General features: G+C 71.1%; 13 protein-coding genes. 11 read left to right on the forward strand and 2 right to left on the reverse strand.

The genetic code is table 11. The annotated features are described in order from the left end of the window. The first annotated feature begins 165 nt into the window (after positions 1 to 165). The 11 genes from AC4BGC_RS00205 to rhaI all read left to right on the forward strand — a co-directional run bounded on the left by AC4BGC_RS00205 (position 166) and on the right by rhaI (position 13,566). On the forward strand, positions 166 to 975 hold the full coding sequence (locus AC4BGC_RS00205; RefSeq protein WP_490553870.1) for a DeoR/GlpR family DNA-binding transcription regulator: 810 nt from the start codon (positions 166 to 168) through the stop codon (positions 973 to 975). After that, entirely contained in the window at positions 972 to 2,516 is a 1,545-nt protein-coding gene (locus tag AC4BGC_RS00210) for a rhamnulokinase (protein ID WP_490553871.1), read from the forward strand. Before AC4BGC_RS00205 ends, AC4BGC_RS00210 begins: the two co-directional genes overlap by 4 nt. An 89-nt stretch (positions 2,517 to 2,605) precedes the next feature. Further along, complete coding sequence (locus tag AC4BGC_RS00215) at positions 2,606 to 3,643, forward strand: autoinducer 2 ABC transporter substrate-binding protein (RefSeq protein WP_490546752.1); 1,038 nt, start codon at positions 2,606 to 2,608, stop codon at positions 3,641 to 3,643. Between the two features lie 101 nt (positions 3,644 to 3,744). Next, the gene (locus tag AC4BGC_RS00220) at positions 3,745 to 5,268 is read left to right on the forward strand and encodes a sugar ABC transporter ATP-binding protein (RefSeq protein ID WP_490553872.1); all 1,524 of its coding nucleotides are present in this window, start codon (positions 3,745 to 3,747) and stop codon (positions 5,266 to 5,268) included. Beyond that, positions 5,265 to 6,281, forward strand: coding sequence for an ABC transporter permease (locus AC4BGC_RS00225; protein ID WP_490553873.1), 1,017 nt, complete (start codon positions 5,265 to 5,267; stop codon positions 6,279 to 6,281). The genes AC4BGC_RS00220 and AC4BGC_RS00225 overlap by 4 nt, the downstream gene beginning before the upstream one ends. Continuing rightward, a complete protein-coding gene (locus tag AC4BGC_RS00230; protein ID WP_490553874.1) occupies positions 6,278 to 7,390 on the forward strand; it encodes an ABC transporter permease in 1,113 nt (370 codons plus the stop codon). Before AC4BGC_RS00225 ends, AC4BGC_RS00230 begins: the two co-directional genes overlap by 4 nt. Continuing rightward, a complete protein-coding gene (locus AC4BGC_RS00235) occupies positions 7,387 to 8,166 on the forward strand; it encodes a class II aldolase/adducin family protein (protein WP_490546748.1) in 780 nt (259 codons plus the stop codon). Before AC4BGC_RS00230 ends, AC4BGC_RS00235 begins: the two co-directional genes overlap by 4 nt. Further along, positions 8,163 to 8,885 (forward strand): HAD family hydrolase, encoded by a 723-nt coding sequence (locus AC4BGC_RS00240; RefSeq protein WP_490553875.1) that lies wholly within the window; start codon positions 8,163 to 8,165, stop codon positions 8,883 to 8,885. The genes AC4BGC_RS00235 and AC4BGC_RS00240 overlap by 4 nt, the downstream gene beginning before the upstream one ends. Beyond that, positions 8,882 to 10,318, forward strand: a complete 1,437-nt coding sequence (locus tag AC4BGC_RS00245; protein WP_490553876.1) for an FGGY-family carbohydrate kinase — start codon at positions 8,882 to 8,884, stop codon at positions 10,316 to 10,318. Before AC4BGC_RS00240 ends, AC4BGC_RS00245 begins: the two co-directional genes overlap by 4 nt. A 10-nt stretch (positions 10,319 to 10,328) precedes the next feature. Next, the gene (rhaD, locus tag AC4BGC_RS00250) at positions 10,329 to 12,389 is read left to right on the forward strand and encodes a bifunctional rhamnulose-1-phosphate aldolase/short-chain dehydrogenase (RefSeq protein WP_490546745.1); all 2,061 of its coding nucleotides are present in this window, start codon (positions 10,329 to 10,331) and stop codon (positions 12,387 to 12,389) included. A 13-nt stretch (positions 12,390 to 12,402) separates the two neighbouring features. Continuing rightward, entirely contained in the window at positions 12,403 to 13,566 is a 1,164-nt protein-coding gene (rhaI, locus tag AC4BGC_RS00255) for an L-rhamnose isomerase (RefSeq protein ID WP_490553877.1), read from the forward strand. A gap of 22 nt (positions 13,567 to 13,588) precedes the next feature. Here the strand turns inward: rhaI and AC4BGC_RS00260 are convergent, their stop codons facing one another. Both AC4BGC_RS00260 and AC4BGC_RS00265 read right to left on the reverse strand, forming a co-directional pair. Next, positions 13,589 to 14,143, reverse strand: coding sequence for a universal stress protein (locus AC4BGC_RS00260; RefSeq protein WP_490553878.1), 555 nt, complete (start codon positions 14,141 to 14,143; stop codon positions 13,589 to 13,591). Between the two features lie 33 nt (positions 14,144 to 14,176). After that, the gene (locus AC4BGC_RS00265; RefSeq protein ID WP_490555699.1) at positions 14,177 to 15,592 is read right to left on the reverse strand and encodes an MFS transporter; all 1,416 of its coding nucleotides are present in this window, start codon (positions 15,590 to 15,592) and stop codon (positions 14,177 to 14,179) included. Positions 15,593 to 15,699: the final 107 nt, after the last annotated feature.

A 15,699-nucleotide genomic window follows, 5' to 3' on the forward strand; every position in this document is an offset into this window, starting at 1 on the left:
AGGCGCCGCGAGGGAACCACCTTCCCTGCCCGGCGCCGACGCCGACGCACGTGCGAAGCACGACTTCGCAACCCGACGACTTTCGCTTCCTTTCAATTCATTGACCTCCCGATTGCGCGAGTGACAGGTTTCACAACAGTCACACGGTGATCTTGGGAGTGGGACATGGAAGGTCTCGACGAGTACGAGCGTGAGCAGGCGATCCTGCTCGAGCTCGAGTCCAGCGGCCGGGTGATGGTCAACGACCTCGTCCCGAGGTTCGGGGTCTCGGCCGTCACGGTGCGCAAGGACCTCGACGGTCTCGAGCGCCGCTCCCTGCTGCGACGCATCCGCGGCGGTGCGGTGAGCGCCGGGAACGCCGACGAGGGCGCCTGGTCGATGAGGGTGCGGCACTCCGCCGAGGCCAAGCAGGACATCGCGGCCGCTGCCGCCGAGCAGGTCCGCCACGGCGACACCATCGCCCTGGACTCCTCGACCACCTGCTTCTACCTCGCGAACCGCCTGCTCGAGCGCCGCAACCTCGTGGTGGTCACCAACGGGCTCCGCACGGCCAGGCTGCTGATGGAGGGGAGCAACGCGATGGTCGTCCTGCCCGGTGGAGTCCTGCGCCGCTCCTCGGAGTCGATGGTGGGGCCGATCGGGGACCTGCTCTCGGGCCGCGGGCGCATCCGCAAGGGATTCTTCGGCCTGGTCGGGCTCTCCACCGAGCTCGGGCTGCTCGACGTCAGCATCGACGAGGCGCACACCAAGGGTCTTCTCGCGGCCGCCTGCGACGAGGTCTACGGACTCTTCGACCACGCCAAGGCCGACCGGTTCGCCCTGCACTCGTTCGTGGAGACCGAGCGGATCACGGCCCTCTACAGCGATGCCGGGATCGCTCCCGCCGTGCGGGCCGAGTGGCGCGAGGCCGGAGTCGAGATCCGTACGGCAGGCCCCAGCGCCAAGGTGAGCCTGATCCACCCGGACTCCGCATGAGCGCCCGGCGCACCGTCGCTGCGGTCGACCTCGGTGCCGAGAGCGGCCGGGTCGCGACGATCGCCTTCGACGGCGAGCGCCTGCACCTCGACGTTGCCCACCGGTTCACCCACGTGCCGACCGAGGAGGGCGGCATCCTGCGTTGGGACCTCGACCAGATCTGGAGCGACGTCGAGGAGGGCCTGGCTCGCGTCGACGCCGGCGAGGAGCCGGTCTCCTCGGTCGGGGTCGACGCCTGGGGTGTCGACTACGGGCTGCTCGACGGCTCGGGCGCCCTCGTGGACACCCCAACCTGCTACCGCGACCAGCGCAACCTCACGGCGATGCGGTGGGCCCTGGACAACCACGGACCCGAGGAGCTGTACGACGCCACCGGGGTGCAGCTGATCGCGATCAACACGCTGTTCTCGCTGGTCTCCGACGTGCGCGACCACACCGACCGGATCGTCGCCGCGGACCGGCTGCTGATGCTCCCGGACGTGATCCACCACCTGCTGTGCGGCAGCACCGTCACGGAGTACTCCGCGGCCTCGACGACCGGGGCGCTCGACATGCGTACCGGCGAGTGGGCCACCGCCCTGCTCGACCGGCTGGGCATCCCCGCGCGGCTGATGCCCGAGGTCGTCCCGCCCGGCACCGACGTGGGCGCCCTGCTCGGCGAGCACTCGGGTGCGCTCGCCGGAGCCCGGATCGTCCTGCCTGCGGCGCACGACACCGCCAGCGCCGTGGTCGGCACACCGTTCCGCGCACCCCACGAGCTCTTCATCTCCTCCGGCACGTGGTCGCTCGTCGGTGTCGAGCGCCCGCACGCCGTGGTCAGCGCGGCCTCGCGCGAGGCCAACCTCACCAACGAGGGCGGGTACGCCGACACGATCCGGCTGCTGTCCAACGTGATGGGGCTCTGGCTCCTCCAGGGCTGCCGGCGCCAGTGGGCCCTGGAGGGGGAGCAGCTGAGCTACCAGGAGATCGCTGACCTCGCGGCTGCCGCGCCGGGACTGAGGAGCGTCATCAACCCCGACGCCCAGGAGTTCCTCGCGCCGGGTGACCTCCCGGGGCGGATCCGCGAGTACTGCCGTCGCAGCGCCCAGCCCGTCCCGGACTCGGTCGGTGCGGTCGCGCGCTGCGTGATCGACTCGCTCGCCCTGGGCTACCGCGCGGTCGCGGAGACCATCGAGGCCGTGACCGGCGAGGCGCCGGGCGCCGTGGCCATCACGGGCGGAGGAGCCAGCCACGGGCTGCTCTCGCAGCTGACCGCCGACGCCACCGGGCTGCCCGTGCGCTGCGGACCCGTCGAGGCGACAGCCCTGGGCAACGGGGCCGTGCAGCTCGCGGCCCTCGGCGAGCTGGACGGCCTCGGGGAGATCCGCAGCGTCGTCGCCGCCTCCTCCGGCCTCGTCACCTACGAACCGGCGAGCGACTCGAGGACCGGGCACGACTGGGCCGCCGCGGCCGAGGTCGTGGCCCGGCTCAGGCGCCGCGACCAGGCCGAGTCGGGACTCCGCCACGAGACCGGCCACCGGGAACGGGGGGCAGCGGTCTGAACCTGACGCGGCCCTCCGCGCTCCACCAGGACAGCAGCACCCACGAGCCCCCTCCGTGCGCGGGCGGGGACCAGAACACAGGAGAGACGATGCGCAGAACCAGGAAGACCACCGCCCTCGCGGCGATCGGCCTGGTCGCCGTGATGGCGGCCAGTGGATGCGGGAGCCAGAAGGGGTCGGGGGGCTCCGGCTCCGGATCCGGCTCGGGCGGCGACACGGCCACCGTGGCGTTCGTGCCCAAGCTGCAGGGGATCCCGTACTTCGAGGCGATGGACAGCGGCGGCAAGGGCGCCGAGAAGGAGCTCGACGGCGTCACCTGGCAGTACCAGGGGCCGACCCAGGCCGACGCTGCGGCGCAGGCGCAGATCGTGCGCTCCTACATCCAGAAGAAGGTCGACACGATCGTGGTCGCGCCGAACGACCCCAACTCGATGGCACCGATCCTCTCGCAGGCCAAGGACGCCGGCATCGCGGTGCTCACCTCCGACACCGACGCTCCCGACTCCGTGCGCGAGGCGTTCGTCAGCCAGGCGTCGACCGAGGGCATCGGCCAGGCATTGACCGACTCGCTCCTCAAGGCCATGGGCGGCAAGGGCAAGTACGCGATCGTCTCCTGCGGTGAGACGGCCGAGAACCTGAACGGCTGGATCGACGTGCAGAAGGCCTACACCAAGGAGAAGTACCCCGACGCCGAGATCGTCGACATCGTCTACGCCGGCGAGGACCAGGCCAAGGCGACCCAGATGGCGACCGACCTGATGAACTCCAACCCCGACCTGACCGGCCTCGTGGGCGAGTGCACCTCCTCGGCTCCCGGCGTGGCCCAGGCCGTGAAGGACGCGAACAAGATCGGCAAGGTCTTCACCGTCGGTCTCGGGACCCCGCAGTCGATGAAGCCCTACCTGAGCGACAAGTCCTCCTCGGCCTCGATCCTGTGGAACGTCGAGGACCTCGGCTACCTCACCGCGTGGGCCGGGAAGCGCGCCGCGTCGGGGGAGGGCTTCGAGCCCGACGACGAGCTGAAGAAGAAGCTCCCCGACGTGACCTGGGACGAGGCCAGCAAGACGCTGCTGCTCGGCCCACCGCTGGAGATCACGACCAAGAACGTGGACGAGTTCGACTACTGATCGGTCCACGTCGCGCGTCGGTGGTGGCCGGCCGGAACCTGCTGGCCACCACCGGACGCCCGAAGCTCGACCACATCCTTCACCCAGGCCAGGAGTCTCGTGTGAGCCAGGAGAGCACCGGAGCGGCACGTCTCGCGATGCACGGCATCGCCAAGCGGTACGGCGCAGTCCGCGCCATCCGCAACGCGGACTTCGAGGTGCAGCCGGGAACCGTCCACGCGCTGGTCGGCGAGAACGGCGCCGGGAAGTCGACCCTGATCAAGGTCCTCGCAGGAGCGGTCACCCCCGACACCGGGACCGTCGCGATCGACGGCGAGCAGGTCTCCATCGCCACCACCGGCGACGCCCTCCGGCTCGGGGTCGCGACCGTCTACCAGGAGCCGCAGCTGTTCGGGGAGCTCAGCGTCGCCGAGAACATCTACCTCGGGCGGGAGCGGCGCAAGGGCCCGCGAATCGACTGGGCCGCACAGAACGCACAGGTCGTCGAGCTGCTCGAGCTGCTCGGCCTGCCGGCCTCGCTCAGCACGCGGTCGGTCGGCCACCTCAGCATCGCCCAGCAGCAGCAGGTCTCGATCGCCAAGGCGCTCTCCAGGGAGGCCCGGATCCTCATCCTCGACGAGCCGTCCGCGATCCTCACCGACGCCGAGATCGACGTGCTCTTCGGCGTCGTACGCCGCTTGGCCGAGTCGGGTGTCTCGGTGATCTACATCAGCCACCGTCTCGACGAGCTGTTCCGCATCGCCGACGAGGTCACGGTGATGCGCGACGGCGAGACGATCGGCACCTGGCCGATCGGCGAGCTCGACGTACGCCGCATCGCCGAGCTGATGGTCGGCGGTGCTCTCGACGAGACGGCCGCGCCCCGAAGCGTGCCCGGAGGCGACCCACGCCTCGAGCTCGTCGGCCTGACCCGCGAGGGCGAGTACGAGGACGTCGACCTGATCGTGCGGCCCGGCGAGATCGTCGGTCTCTACGGGCTGGTCGGCTCCGGCGTCGCGGAGATCGCCCGGACCGTCTACGGCATCACCCGGGCCTCCGCCGGCGAGATGCGGCTCGACGGGAGGACCGTCAGCCCGGCCAGCCCCAGACACGCGCAGCGACTGGGCATCGCACTGCTCCCGGCGAACCGGAAGGTCGAGGGGATGTTCGCCCACCTGGCGATCAGCTTCAACATCTCGGTGGGCCACCTCCCGCTGCTCTCCAGGCTGGGCTGGATGGAGCGTCGCCGCGAACGAAAGGTGGCCGACGACATGATCAGCAGGCTCGCGATCAAGACGCCGAGCCAGCGGCAGAGCATCGGGGACCTGTCCGGTGGCAACGCCCAGAAGGTGGTGCTCGCCCGCCAGCTCGTGGAGCGCCCCGAGGTGCTCGTCCTGGCCGAGCCCACGCAGGGCGTCGACGTCGGTGCCAAGGAGGAGATCCACCGGATCATCACCGAGCTCGCCGACGAGGGCACGGCCGTCCTCGTCGTCACCTCCGACCTGCCGGAGGCCCTGCGAATCGCGGATCGGTTGATCGTCGTACGCAACGGCACCACCACCCGGGAGTTCGGGCGCGGCGCCCGCCAGGCCGACGTCCTGGCCGCCGCAGCAGGTGCCGAGGACGAGTCGGAGGTGAGCGCATGAGCACCACCACGAAGCCCTCGGCCGCGTCCGGAGGCCGGCGGAGCAAGCAGCGGATCATCGCGCCGCCCGTGTCCGGGCAGGAGGTCGTGCTGCTCGTGGTCATCGCCGCGCTGTGGGTGGTGCTGGGCCTGTTCACGCCGGCGTTCCTCACCGGAGGGTCGATCCGCCCCCTGCTGATCGGCGTCGCCCCGATCGCCCTGATCGGCGTCGGCATGACGTTCGTGATCATCGCCGGCGGCATCGACGTCTCCGTCGGCAGCGCGGTGATGGTCTGTGGCGTGGTCACCGCCAAGCTGCTGGTCGACCAAGAACTGGCGCTGCTGCCGGCCCTGCTCGTCTCGATGGCGGTGGGGGCCGCGCTGGGACTGGTCAACGGCGTGCTCATCGCCTGGGGGCGGGTGCACCCGATCATCATCACGTTCGGGACGCTGAACATCTTCCAGTGGGTCGGGCGCCAGGTGTTCGACTCCTCGACCGTGAACGGCATCCCCGGCACCTTCGACTTCTTCGGCCGCGGGCAGGCGGGCAGCACCTTCTCGGTGCCGCACTCGTTCGTAATGATGCTGCTGGTCGCCGGTGCCGCGTGGTGGTACCTCCGACAGACCCCCGGTGGCCGTCACTACTACGCCATCGGCGGTGACCCGCTGGCCGCGGACCTCGCCGGCGTGAAGGTACGCCGCAGGGTGGCCACGGCCTACGTCCTGACCGGGGTGATGGTCGGTGTGGCCGCGGTGTTCACCATCGCCAAGGGCACCAGCACCCTGGACCAGTCGATCGGGTTCGGCCTCGAGCTGTCGGTGATCGCGGCGGTCGTCATCGGCGGCACCTCGATCGTCGGCGGCCGCGGCTCGGTGCTCGGCACCGTGCTGGGTGCGCTGCTCGTGCAGACCGTCGTCTCGGGCGTCACCCAGCTGGGCTGGCCCAGCCAGCTCTCCAGCCTCTTCGTCGGCGTCTTCGTGATCGTCGCGGTCGGCGCCGACCTCATTCGCGAGCGCACCAGGACCGTCTCATGACCAGCACCTCGTCCCTCCCCGCCGACACCTCCTCGCCCGAGCCCGGCGACGGGCGCTCCGCCGACAGGTCGCCCGGCCTCGGGGCGCGAGTGGTCAAGGCCGTGGTGACCCAGCGCGAGATGCTGATCGCCGTCCTCCTCGTCGTGGTCGTCGCGAGCTTCATGTACCTCAGCTGGGGTGGCTACCTGACCGCCAACTACGACCGCGACTACATGGGCTCCGCGCTGATCGACTTCGTCCCACTGGCGCTGCTGGCGCTGGCCGAGCTGATCGTGATCGTGAGCGGCCGCGGTGGCATCGACCTCTCCGTCGGGTCGATCGTCTCGCTGACCGCGATGATCTTCGGGTTCGCCTACGGCGAGTGGGGCTGGCCGCTCACGGCCGCGGTCCTGCTGGCGATCGTGGTCGGCGGGCTCCTCGGCGCGGTCAACGGCGTCCTGGTCGCCTACTTGGGCTTCCCGGCGCTGATCGCCACGCTGGCGACGTACTACGCCTTCGGCTCGCTCGCGGTCGTCGTGAACGACCAGAAGCCGATCAGCGGTGGCGACATCGCCTCGATGTACTCCCTGACCCGCAGCGTCGAGATCCCCGGGCTCTCCGCGTTCCTGCCGCCCATCCCGCTGGGGGTGTTCACGTTCCTGCTCCCCGCGGTCGTCGTGGTGTGGCTGGTGGTCAACCGCAGCACCTACGGACGCCGGCTCTACGCCATCGGCACCAATGACGTGGCGGCCGCCTGGAGCGGCGTGCACGTGGCCCGGACCCGGCTGGTGGCCTACGTCGCCGCGGGGGTCCTCTCCGGGTTGGTCGCGGTCTACCTGACGGCGCAGTTCGCGTCCGCCCGTCCGGACGCCGGCACGAGTGGCAACGGCCTCGCCCTGCCGGCCATCACCATCGCCGTCCTCGGCGGTGTCGCCATCACCGGCGGCATCGGACGGGTCTCCGGCGTGGTGCTGGCCGCACTCCTGGTCACCTGGCTCAACGCCGGCATCCTGCTCTACTTCGAGGGCAACCAGGGCACCCAGTTCCAGCTGCTCGCACTCGGCTCGGTGCTGGTCTTCGCCGCCCTGCTCAACGCGTGGACCGTACGCCGCTACGGGGGCACGAGATGACGGCGCTGCACCGGCCCGAGCTGGTCAGCCCTGAGCTGCTCGCGCTGACCCGCGAGCTCGGCCGCCCCGAGCGCGGGCTGGTCATCCTGGCGGAGGGCAACACCTCCCAGCGCCTCGCTGACGGGCGCATGGTCGTCAAGGCGTCCGGGGCGCGGATGCGTGACGCCACGGCCGAGGACTTCGTGACCGTCGAGGTCGGGCCGCTGGTCGAGCTGGTCACCGACACTGCTGCCACCCAGGCCGACCTGACCGCGGCCCTGGTGGCGACCACCGCGGAGGGTGCACCGGCTCGACGCGGGTCCATCGAGACCCTGGTGCACGCGGCGGTGCAGGCGGTCGCCCCGGCGGAGTACGTCGGGCACACCCACCCCACCGAGGTGGTCGGCCTGCTCGCCAGCACCCGCGCGGAGGAGTCGTTCCGGCAGGCGGCGTACTCCGACGAGGCGGTCGTGATCGGCCGGCCGCTGTTCGTCCCCTACGCGCAACCGGGGCTCGACCTCGGGCGGGTCTACCACCGGTGCCTGGTCGAGTACGCCGACCGCGAGGGCACCCTGCCCCAGCTCGTGCTGCTCGCCAACCACGGCATCGTGGCCATCGCCCCGACCGCGGACGGCGTCGACGCCATCTCCGAGATGGCCGTGAAGGCGGCGGCCGTGCGCCGGATCGCCTACGGCGTAGGCGATCTGGCGCCGCTGAGCGACGAGGCCGTGGCGAAGTTCTTCGCCCGCGACGACGTCGCGGAGCGCCGGGGCAACATCGCGGCAGGCAGGCTGTGACGGCGGGCGGCGAGGTGCCCGGGACGCTGCGACCGGGCCTGCGCGCGGTGTTCCTCGACGTCGGGGGCCCGATCTACTCCGACGAGAACTTCGTGCGGGCGGCCCTGACCGCCCTCGACGAGATCCGGGCGACCCAGGGTCGCGGGCCCGTCGACCGGGCCGAGTTCCGGTGCGTCTACGACCGGATCCGCGCTGCCCAGTCCGGCTCGCTGCGCACGGCACTGGCAGAGGAGCTGCTCGGTGACCCGGGCTTGCGCGGCAAGCTGCAGGAGCGCACCCGCGAGCACTGGGTGCACCCCGTCGGCACGATGTACGACGACGTGGTCCCGTTCCTGAGCGCCGTGCACGACCGACTCGTCGTGGGCGTCGTGGCCAACCAGGAGCGAGCCGTGATGGACGCGCTACGGCGTGACGGGCTGGGCGACCTCGTCGACGTGTGGGGGATCTCCGCCGTCGTCGGCCACGAGAAGCCCAGCCCCGAGCTGTTCGGGTGGGCGCTCGCGGAGGCGGGGGTCGAGGCGGCGGAGGCGGTTCACGTGGGCAACCGCCTGGACACCGACGTCCGTCCGGCAAGGCAGCTCGGCCTCGCGACGGTGTGGGTCCTGCGCGGCGAGGCCCCGGACGACCCCACCCCCGAGCAGCTGGCCGAGCCCGACCTCGCCGTCCCGGACCTGCGAGGACTGGCCGGGGTGCTGCTCCCGGCAGGGGCGTCCGCATGAGCATCGCGCTCGGCATCGACCTGGCCACGGCACATGCCCGCGTGGTCGCGGTCGACGACGCGGGTGCGGTCCTGGCCGAGCGGGACACCCCGCTGCCCCCTGTGCTCTCTCCGGCACCGGACGCGAGGGAGCAGCAGGCGGCGTACCTCGAGGCCGCGGTGGCGCTCCTCGGCCAGGTAGCGAGCGACCTCGGGTCCCGGGTGGGCGGAGTGAGGACGATGTCGGTGACCGGCACCTCCGGCACGATGGTGCCCTGTGACGACCGTGGTCGCCCGACCGGAGCGGCCCTGCTCTACAACGACCAGCAGTCCGGCGCCGAGGCGTCGCGCCTGCGCCGCGCGGGGATCGAGGCGACGGCCACGTCGCCGATGGCGCGCATCGGCCGCCTCCACTCGATGGGTGCCGAGATGGTCCTGCACACGCCCGACGTGGTGCATGCGGGCCTGCTCGGGCGCGTCGTCGCAGCGGACACCTCGCACGCGCTGAAGGCGGGGATCGACCCGCTGCGGCGCACCTGGGACGGGTCCGCGCTGGGGGTCCTCGGAGTACCCGACGACGCAGTGCCCGAGCTCGTGCACCCCGGCACGGTGCTGGGTGAGGTGACGGCCGCGATGTGCGAGCGCACCGGGGTGCCCGCGGGGTCGGTGGTGGTCGCCGGAATGACCGATGGGTGCACCGCCCAGATCGCGGCGGGAGCGGTTGCACAAGGGGACAGCGTCGGCGTGCTCGGCACGACGCTGGTCGTCAAGGCCGTGGCCGCCCAGGAGGTGCGCGGGATCGGCGGTGCGCTGTACTCCCACTACGCACCCGACGGCTCCTGGTGGGCCGGAGGAGCCTCGAACGTCGGAGCCGGGGCGGTGGGCGACGAGTTCGGGGGCACCACGCCCGAGGCCCTCGCCGACCTGGAGCGACGTGTCGGTGCCGTTGGGCCGTCGCCGTCGGTGACCTACCCGCTGCGCGGCACCGGCGAACGGTTCCCGTTCTCCCGCCCGGACGCGACCGGCTTCACGCTCGGCCGGCCCGCCGACGATGCCGCGGCGTACCGCAGCTTCCTGGAGGGGGTCGCGTTCGTGGAACGCATCGCCCTGGACACGCTGCGGTCCCACGGCGTCGTGCCGCGGCTGCACCACCTGGCCGGCGGCGGCTCCCGCAGCGAGCTGTGGTCGCGGCTGCGGGCCACCGTCCTGGAGGTGCCGACCATCCGGGCCCGCCGCGCCTCGAGTGCGTACGGCGCTGCGCTGCTCGCGCTGGCCGCCACGGAGGAGGCGACTCTTCCCGAGGTGGTCGCTCGCACCTCGTCGCCGGCGGAGCAGGCGCTGGTGGAACCGCTCGAGGATGAGCGGGACCGCCTCCTGGAGAGCTTCCACCGGTTGCGCGACGAGCTCCACCGTCGCGGGCTGCTCGACCACGTTCCCGCACCCAGGACTGCCTAGGAGGACGACGATGAATACCACGAGGACAGCGACCGGCCAGTTGCCGAAAGAGGCCCGCGAGCTGCTGGAGCGCTCCAACCGGCTGGGTTCGGACCCGCGGGTGACCAACTACGGGGGCGGCAACACCTCGGCCAAGGTCGCGGTCACCAGCCCTGCAACGGGCGAGGAGGTGGAGGTGCTCTACGTCAAGGGCTCCGGTGGCGACCTGGGGACGCTGCAGGCAGACGGACTGGCGGCGCTGGAGAGGGAGCGCCTGGTGGCGCTGGACGCTGTCTACCGCGGCGTCGAGCACGAGGACGAGATGGTGGGCCTGTTCGCGTACTGCTCCTTCGGACACGGTGGCGCCACCCCGTCGATCGACACCCCGATGCACGGCCTCGTCGACCTGCCGCACGTCGACCACCTCCACCCCGACTCGGTGATCGCCCTGGCCTGCGCCGCCGACGGCGAGAAGCTGGTCCGCGAGATCTGGGGCGGTGTCGTGGCCTGGGTGCCGTGGATGCGACCGGGCTGGGAGCTCGGTCGTGCCATGGCCGAGCTCGCGCGCGACCCCCAGGTCATCGGCGCCGTGCTCGGCGGTCACGGGCTCACCGCCTGGGGAGCGACGAGCACGGAGGTGGAGGAGCGCTCGCTGCGGATCATCCGCGAGGCGGAGGAGTTCCTCTCCCGCGAGTCGTCCCCGGAGCCCTTCGGCCCGGTCGTTCCCGGCCGGGAGGCGCTGCCCGTGGAGCAGCGTCGTGCCCGGGCAGCCCAGCTGTTCCCGCACCTGCGGGCGGTCGCCTCCGCCGACCGTCGCCAGGTCGGCCACTTCACCGACACCGAGGCCGTGCTCGACTTCGTCTCCCGCCAGAAGCTGGAGCACCTCGTCTCGCTCGGGACCTCCTGCCCCGACCACTTCCTGCGCACCAAGGTGCGCCCGCTCCTGCTGGACAACGCGGTGGACGCGCCGGTCGAGGAGGTCGTCGAGCGGCTCGCGGTGCTGCACGCGGAGTACCGCGAGGAGTACGCCGGCTACTACCGGCGCCACGCGGCGCCCGACAGCCCGCCGATGCGAGGTGCCGACCCGGCGATCGTCCTGGTGCCCGGCGTGGGGATGTTCTCCTTCGGCGCGGACAAGCAGACCGCCCGCGTGGCCGGGGAGTTCTACCTCAACGCGATCAACGTGATGCGCGGCGCCGAGGGCGTCTCGACCTACCAGCCGGTCTCCGAGGCCGACAAGTTTGCGGTGGAGTACTGGCAGCTCGAGGAGGACAAGCTCAAGCGGCGGCCCCGCCCCCGGGCGCTGGCGGGCAGGGTCGCGCTCGTCACCGGTGGTGCCTCCGGGATCGGGCTGGCCACCGCCCGGATCTTCGCCGAGCACGGCGCCAACGTCGTGGTCGCCGACCTCGATGCGCACGGGTGCGCCGAGGTGGCAGCCGACCTCGGAGGCGCCGACGTGGCCGCCGGCGTCGCGATGGACGTCACCGACGCCGCCGCGGTGCAGGCGGGCGTGGACGCGGCGGTCCTCGCCTTCGGGGGCATCGACCTGCTGGTGAACAACGCCGGCATCACCCGGGCGGGTTCGCTGGCCGACACCAGCCTGGAGGACTGGGACCGGCAGTACGCGATCATCACCCGCGGCTCATTCCTCGCCAGCAAGGCGGTCGAGCCGGTGCTGCGGGCACAGCGGCTCGGCGGCGACATCGTCAACGTCTGCTCCAAGAACGCCGTCTTCGCCGGACCCGACAACGTCGCCTACTCCTCGGCCAAAGCGGCCCAGGCGCACATGGTGCGGCTGCTCGCAGCGGAGCTCGGCGAGATCGGCGTGCGCGTCAACGGGATCAACCCCGACGGGGTCGTCCGCGGGAGCGGAATCTTCTCCGGGGGGTGGGGAGCCTCGCGCGCGGAGACCTACGGCGTGGCCGAGGAGGACCTCGGCAAGTACTACGCGCAGCGGACGGTGCTCAAGGTCGAGGTGCTGCCCGAGCACGTCGCCTCCGCGGCCCTGGCGTTGACCAACGGCACCCTGCCGATCACCACCGGCCTGATCGTCCCGGTCGACTCCGGCGTACCCCAGGCGTTCCTGCGATGAACGGAAGTGAGAGATGAAGACCTTCGACCGGATCAGCGACCGCCTCGGGGCACTCGCCGTCGAGGTGCCCTCCTGGGCCTACGGGAACTCCGGCACCCGCTTCAAGGTGTTCGGGTCGCCGGGCACGCCGCGAAGCGTGGAGGAGAAGATCGCCGACGCCGCGATGGTGAACCAGGTGACCGGGCTGTGCCCGTCGGTGGCGTTGCACATCCCCTGGGACGTCGTCGACGACTTCGGCGCGCTCCGGGCGTACGCCGAGGACCTCGGCGTCCGGCTGGGCACGGTGAACAGCAACACCTTCCAGGACGACGACTACAAGCTGGGCAGTCTCACCCACGTCGACCCGCGGGTGAGGGCCAAGGCGGTGCGGCACAACCTGGACTGCATCGAGGTGATGAACCAGACCGGGTCACGAGACCTGAAGATCTGGCTGGCCGACGGCACCAACTACCCAGGCCAGGGCGACATCCGCGACCGTCAGGACTGGTTGGCCGAGGGACTTTTCGAGATCTACGAGCACATCGGGGAGGACCAGCGGCTGGTGCTGGAGTACAAGTTCTTCGAGCCGGCGTTCTACCACACCGACGTGCCCGACTGGGGCACGTCGTACGCCCACGTCAGCGCGCTGGGGGAGCGGGCGATGGTCTGCCTGGACACCGGCCACCACGCGCCGGGCACCAACATCGAGTTCATCGTGGCGCAGCTGCTTCGCCTCGGAAAGCTCGGGTCCTTCGACTTCAACTCGCGGTTCTACGCCGACGACGACCTCATCGTCGGTGCCGCCGACCCCTATCAGCTGTTCCGGATCATGGTGGAGGTGATCCGCGGCGGCGGGTTCGGCCCCGGCTCCGAGGTCGCGTTCATGCTCGACCAGTGCCACAACATCGAGGCGAAGGTGCCCGGGCAGATCCGGTCGGTGCTCAACGTCCAGGAGATGACCGCACGGGCCCTGCTGCTCGACACCGAGGCGCTCGCTCGGGCTCGCACCGAGGGCGACGTGCTCGCGGCCAACGAGGTGTTCATGGACGCCTTCTACACCGACGTGCGGGCCGACCTGGCCCGGTGGCGCGAGGAGCGCGGCCTGCCGGGCGACCCGATGGCGGCCTACCGGGACAGCGGCTACCAGAAGCAGATCGAGTCGGACCGCGTGGGCGGCACCCAGGTCGGCTGGAGCTGAGGGACCGCCAGCGCGGTCGCGCTCACTCGTCGGTGATCAGTGGCGGCCGGTAGCCCGGCCGCCCGCTGGTCGCGGCCGAGCGCAGGGCCGCCCGGCCGACGGCGCGGGCCGACTTGGACAGGGCCGACTCAGGAGCCCCGGCGATCGACGGCGGCATCACCACGACGGGGCACTGGGCGGCATAGACGAGGTGGTGGGCGAGCAGCGGGGACGTGGACGGCTTCCGGGGGGCGTCGATCACCAGGAGGTCCGCGTTGCTCCCCTCCGCAAGCAGCACCCGGCGCTTGCCGCCCTGGACGGCGTGGGTCTCCACGCCGTGGTCCGGGCCGAGCACCTCGGCGACGTCCTGCTGGAGCTGCGACAGCACCTCCTGGTGCAGGGTCTGGGCGTCCTGGGGCACGTGCAGCGCGGCTCCCGAGGGACCTCCGGGGACCTTGGCGGTCTTGAAGGCACGTACGGCGACCACCCGGCCGTGGTTGGCCAGGGCCTGGGCGTGCGCCCACGCCAGCGCGGTGGGGGACTTCGTCGTCGGGCTGACACCCACCACGACGGTGTACGGCTCGTGCTGCTCAGGCATGGTGAACCTCTCTTGTCGTGAGTCGTTGGGGGGTCAGACCGGGAGCAGGGTCTTCTGGTTGCCGTCCTCGTCGAACTCGGTCAGCGGCGGGGCGATCTCCTCCAGGGACCTGCCCTCGGCATCGACGCCCCAGACCGCCGCCACCAGGGCCCCGAGCAGCATCACCCCGGTGGCCAGGAGGTAGCCCCAGAACATCGGGTTGCGGTCCGTGCCGTCGCCGATCAGCGCGCCGTAGAGCACGGGCCCGAGGGCGCCGAAGACCTGGGCGATCGAGAAGAAGTAGGAGATCGCCTGGCCGCGGACCTCCTGGGGGAAGATCTCCGAGACCGTGAGGTAGCCCGCGGAGGCTCCGGCGGAGGCGAAGAAGAACGCCACGCACCAGAACGCGGTGTGGGTCCCGGCGGTCAGCGCGTCGGCCTGGAACAGGAACGCCGATATCGCGAGCACGATGCCGCTGGTGGCGTAGCAGCCCCCGATCATCTTGCGACGCCCCACGGTGTCGAACAACGGACCCAGCACCAGCGGTCCGAGGAGGTTGCCGATCGCGAACGGGAAGAAGAACAGGGCCGCCTGGGATGCGCTGAGGCCGTAGAAGTTCTTCAGCACCAAGGCGTAGGTGAAGAAGATGGCGTTGTAGAGGAAGCTCTGGGTGATCATCAGCGTCAGTCCCAGGACGGTCCTGGTCGGGTAGAGCTTGAAGAAGACGAAGAGAAGCTGCTTTCCGGTGAGGCCCGAGCCGGCCTTGATCCACCGCGCCTCCGAGTCGTCGTGGTGCGGCAGCTCCAGACCGGAGGCCCGGACCTGCTCCTCGATCCGGGAGACGATCTTCTCCGCCTCCTCGGCCCGGCCGTGGGTGAGCATCCAGCGGGGGCTCTCGGGGATGTGCCGGCGCAGGTAGATGATGCCGAGGCCGAGGACGGGGCCGATGAAGAAGGCGATCCGCCAGCCGATGTTCTCGCCGAAGCGGTCGGTGTCCAGCAGGAACGAGCTGGCGGCAGCACCGATGGCGGCGCCGGCCCAGTAGGTGCCGTTGATCGCGAGGTCGACCCGACCGCGGTGCTTGCCCGGGATCAGCTCGTCGACGGCTGAGTTGATCGCGGAGTACTCACCGCCGATGCCCATGCCGGAGATGAACCGGCACACCAGGAAGATCCACATGTTCGGCGCCAGGCCGGCCAGCGCGGCCCCGACCAGGTAGACGGTCAGCGTCAGCGTGAACATCTTCTTGCGGCCGAGGGTGTCGGTGAGCCGGCCGAAGATCAACGCGCCGGCCACCTCGCCGAGCAGATAGACGGTGCCGGCCAGTCCCACGTCGGCAGCGCTCATGTCCAGCGACTTCTCGAAACCACCGGCAGCCACGATCTGCACCTCGAGGCCGTCCAGGATCCAGGCGGTGCCCAGCCCGAAGATGACCATCCAGTGGAACCGGGACCACGGCATGTCGTGCATGCGCGCCGGGATCAGGCTCCGGATCGGCCGGTCCTGTGGTGTGGTGGCGGAACTGGACACGCGGACACCTCCATCTGGAAACGAGCGAGGAACCCGTACCCGGCGTT

It is taken from the genome of Nocardioides sp. Z38_18 (assembly GCF_058215695.1).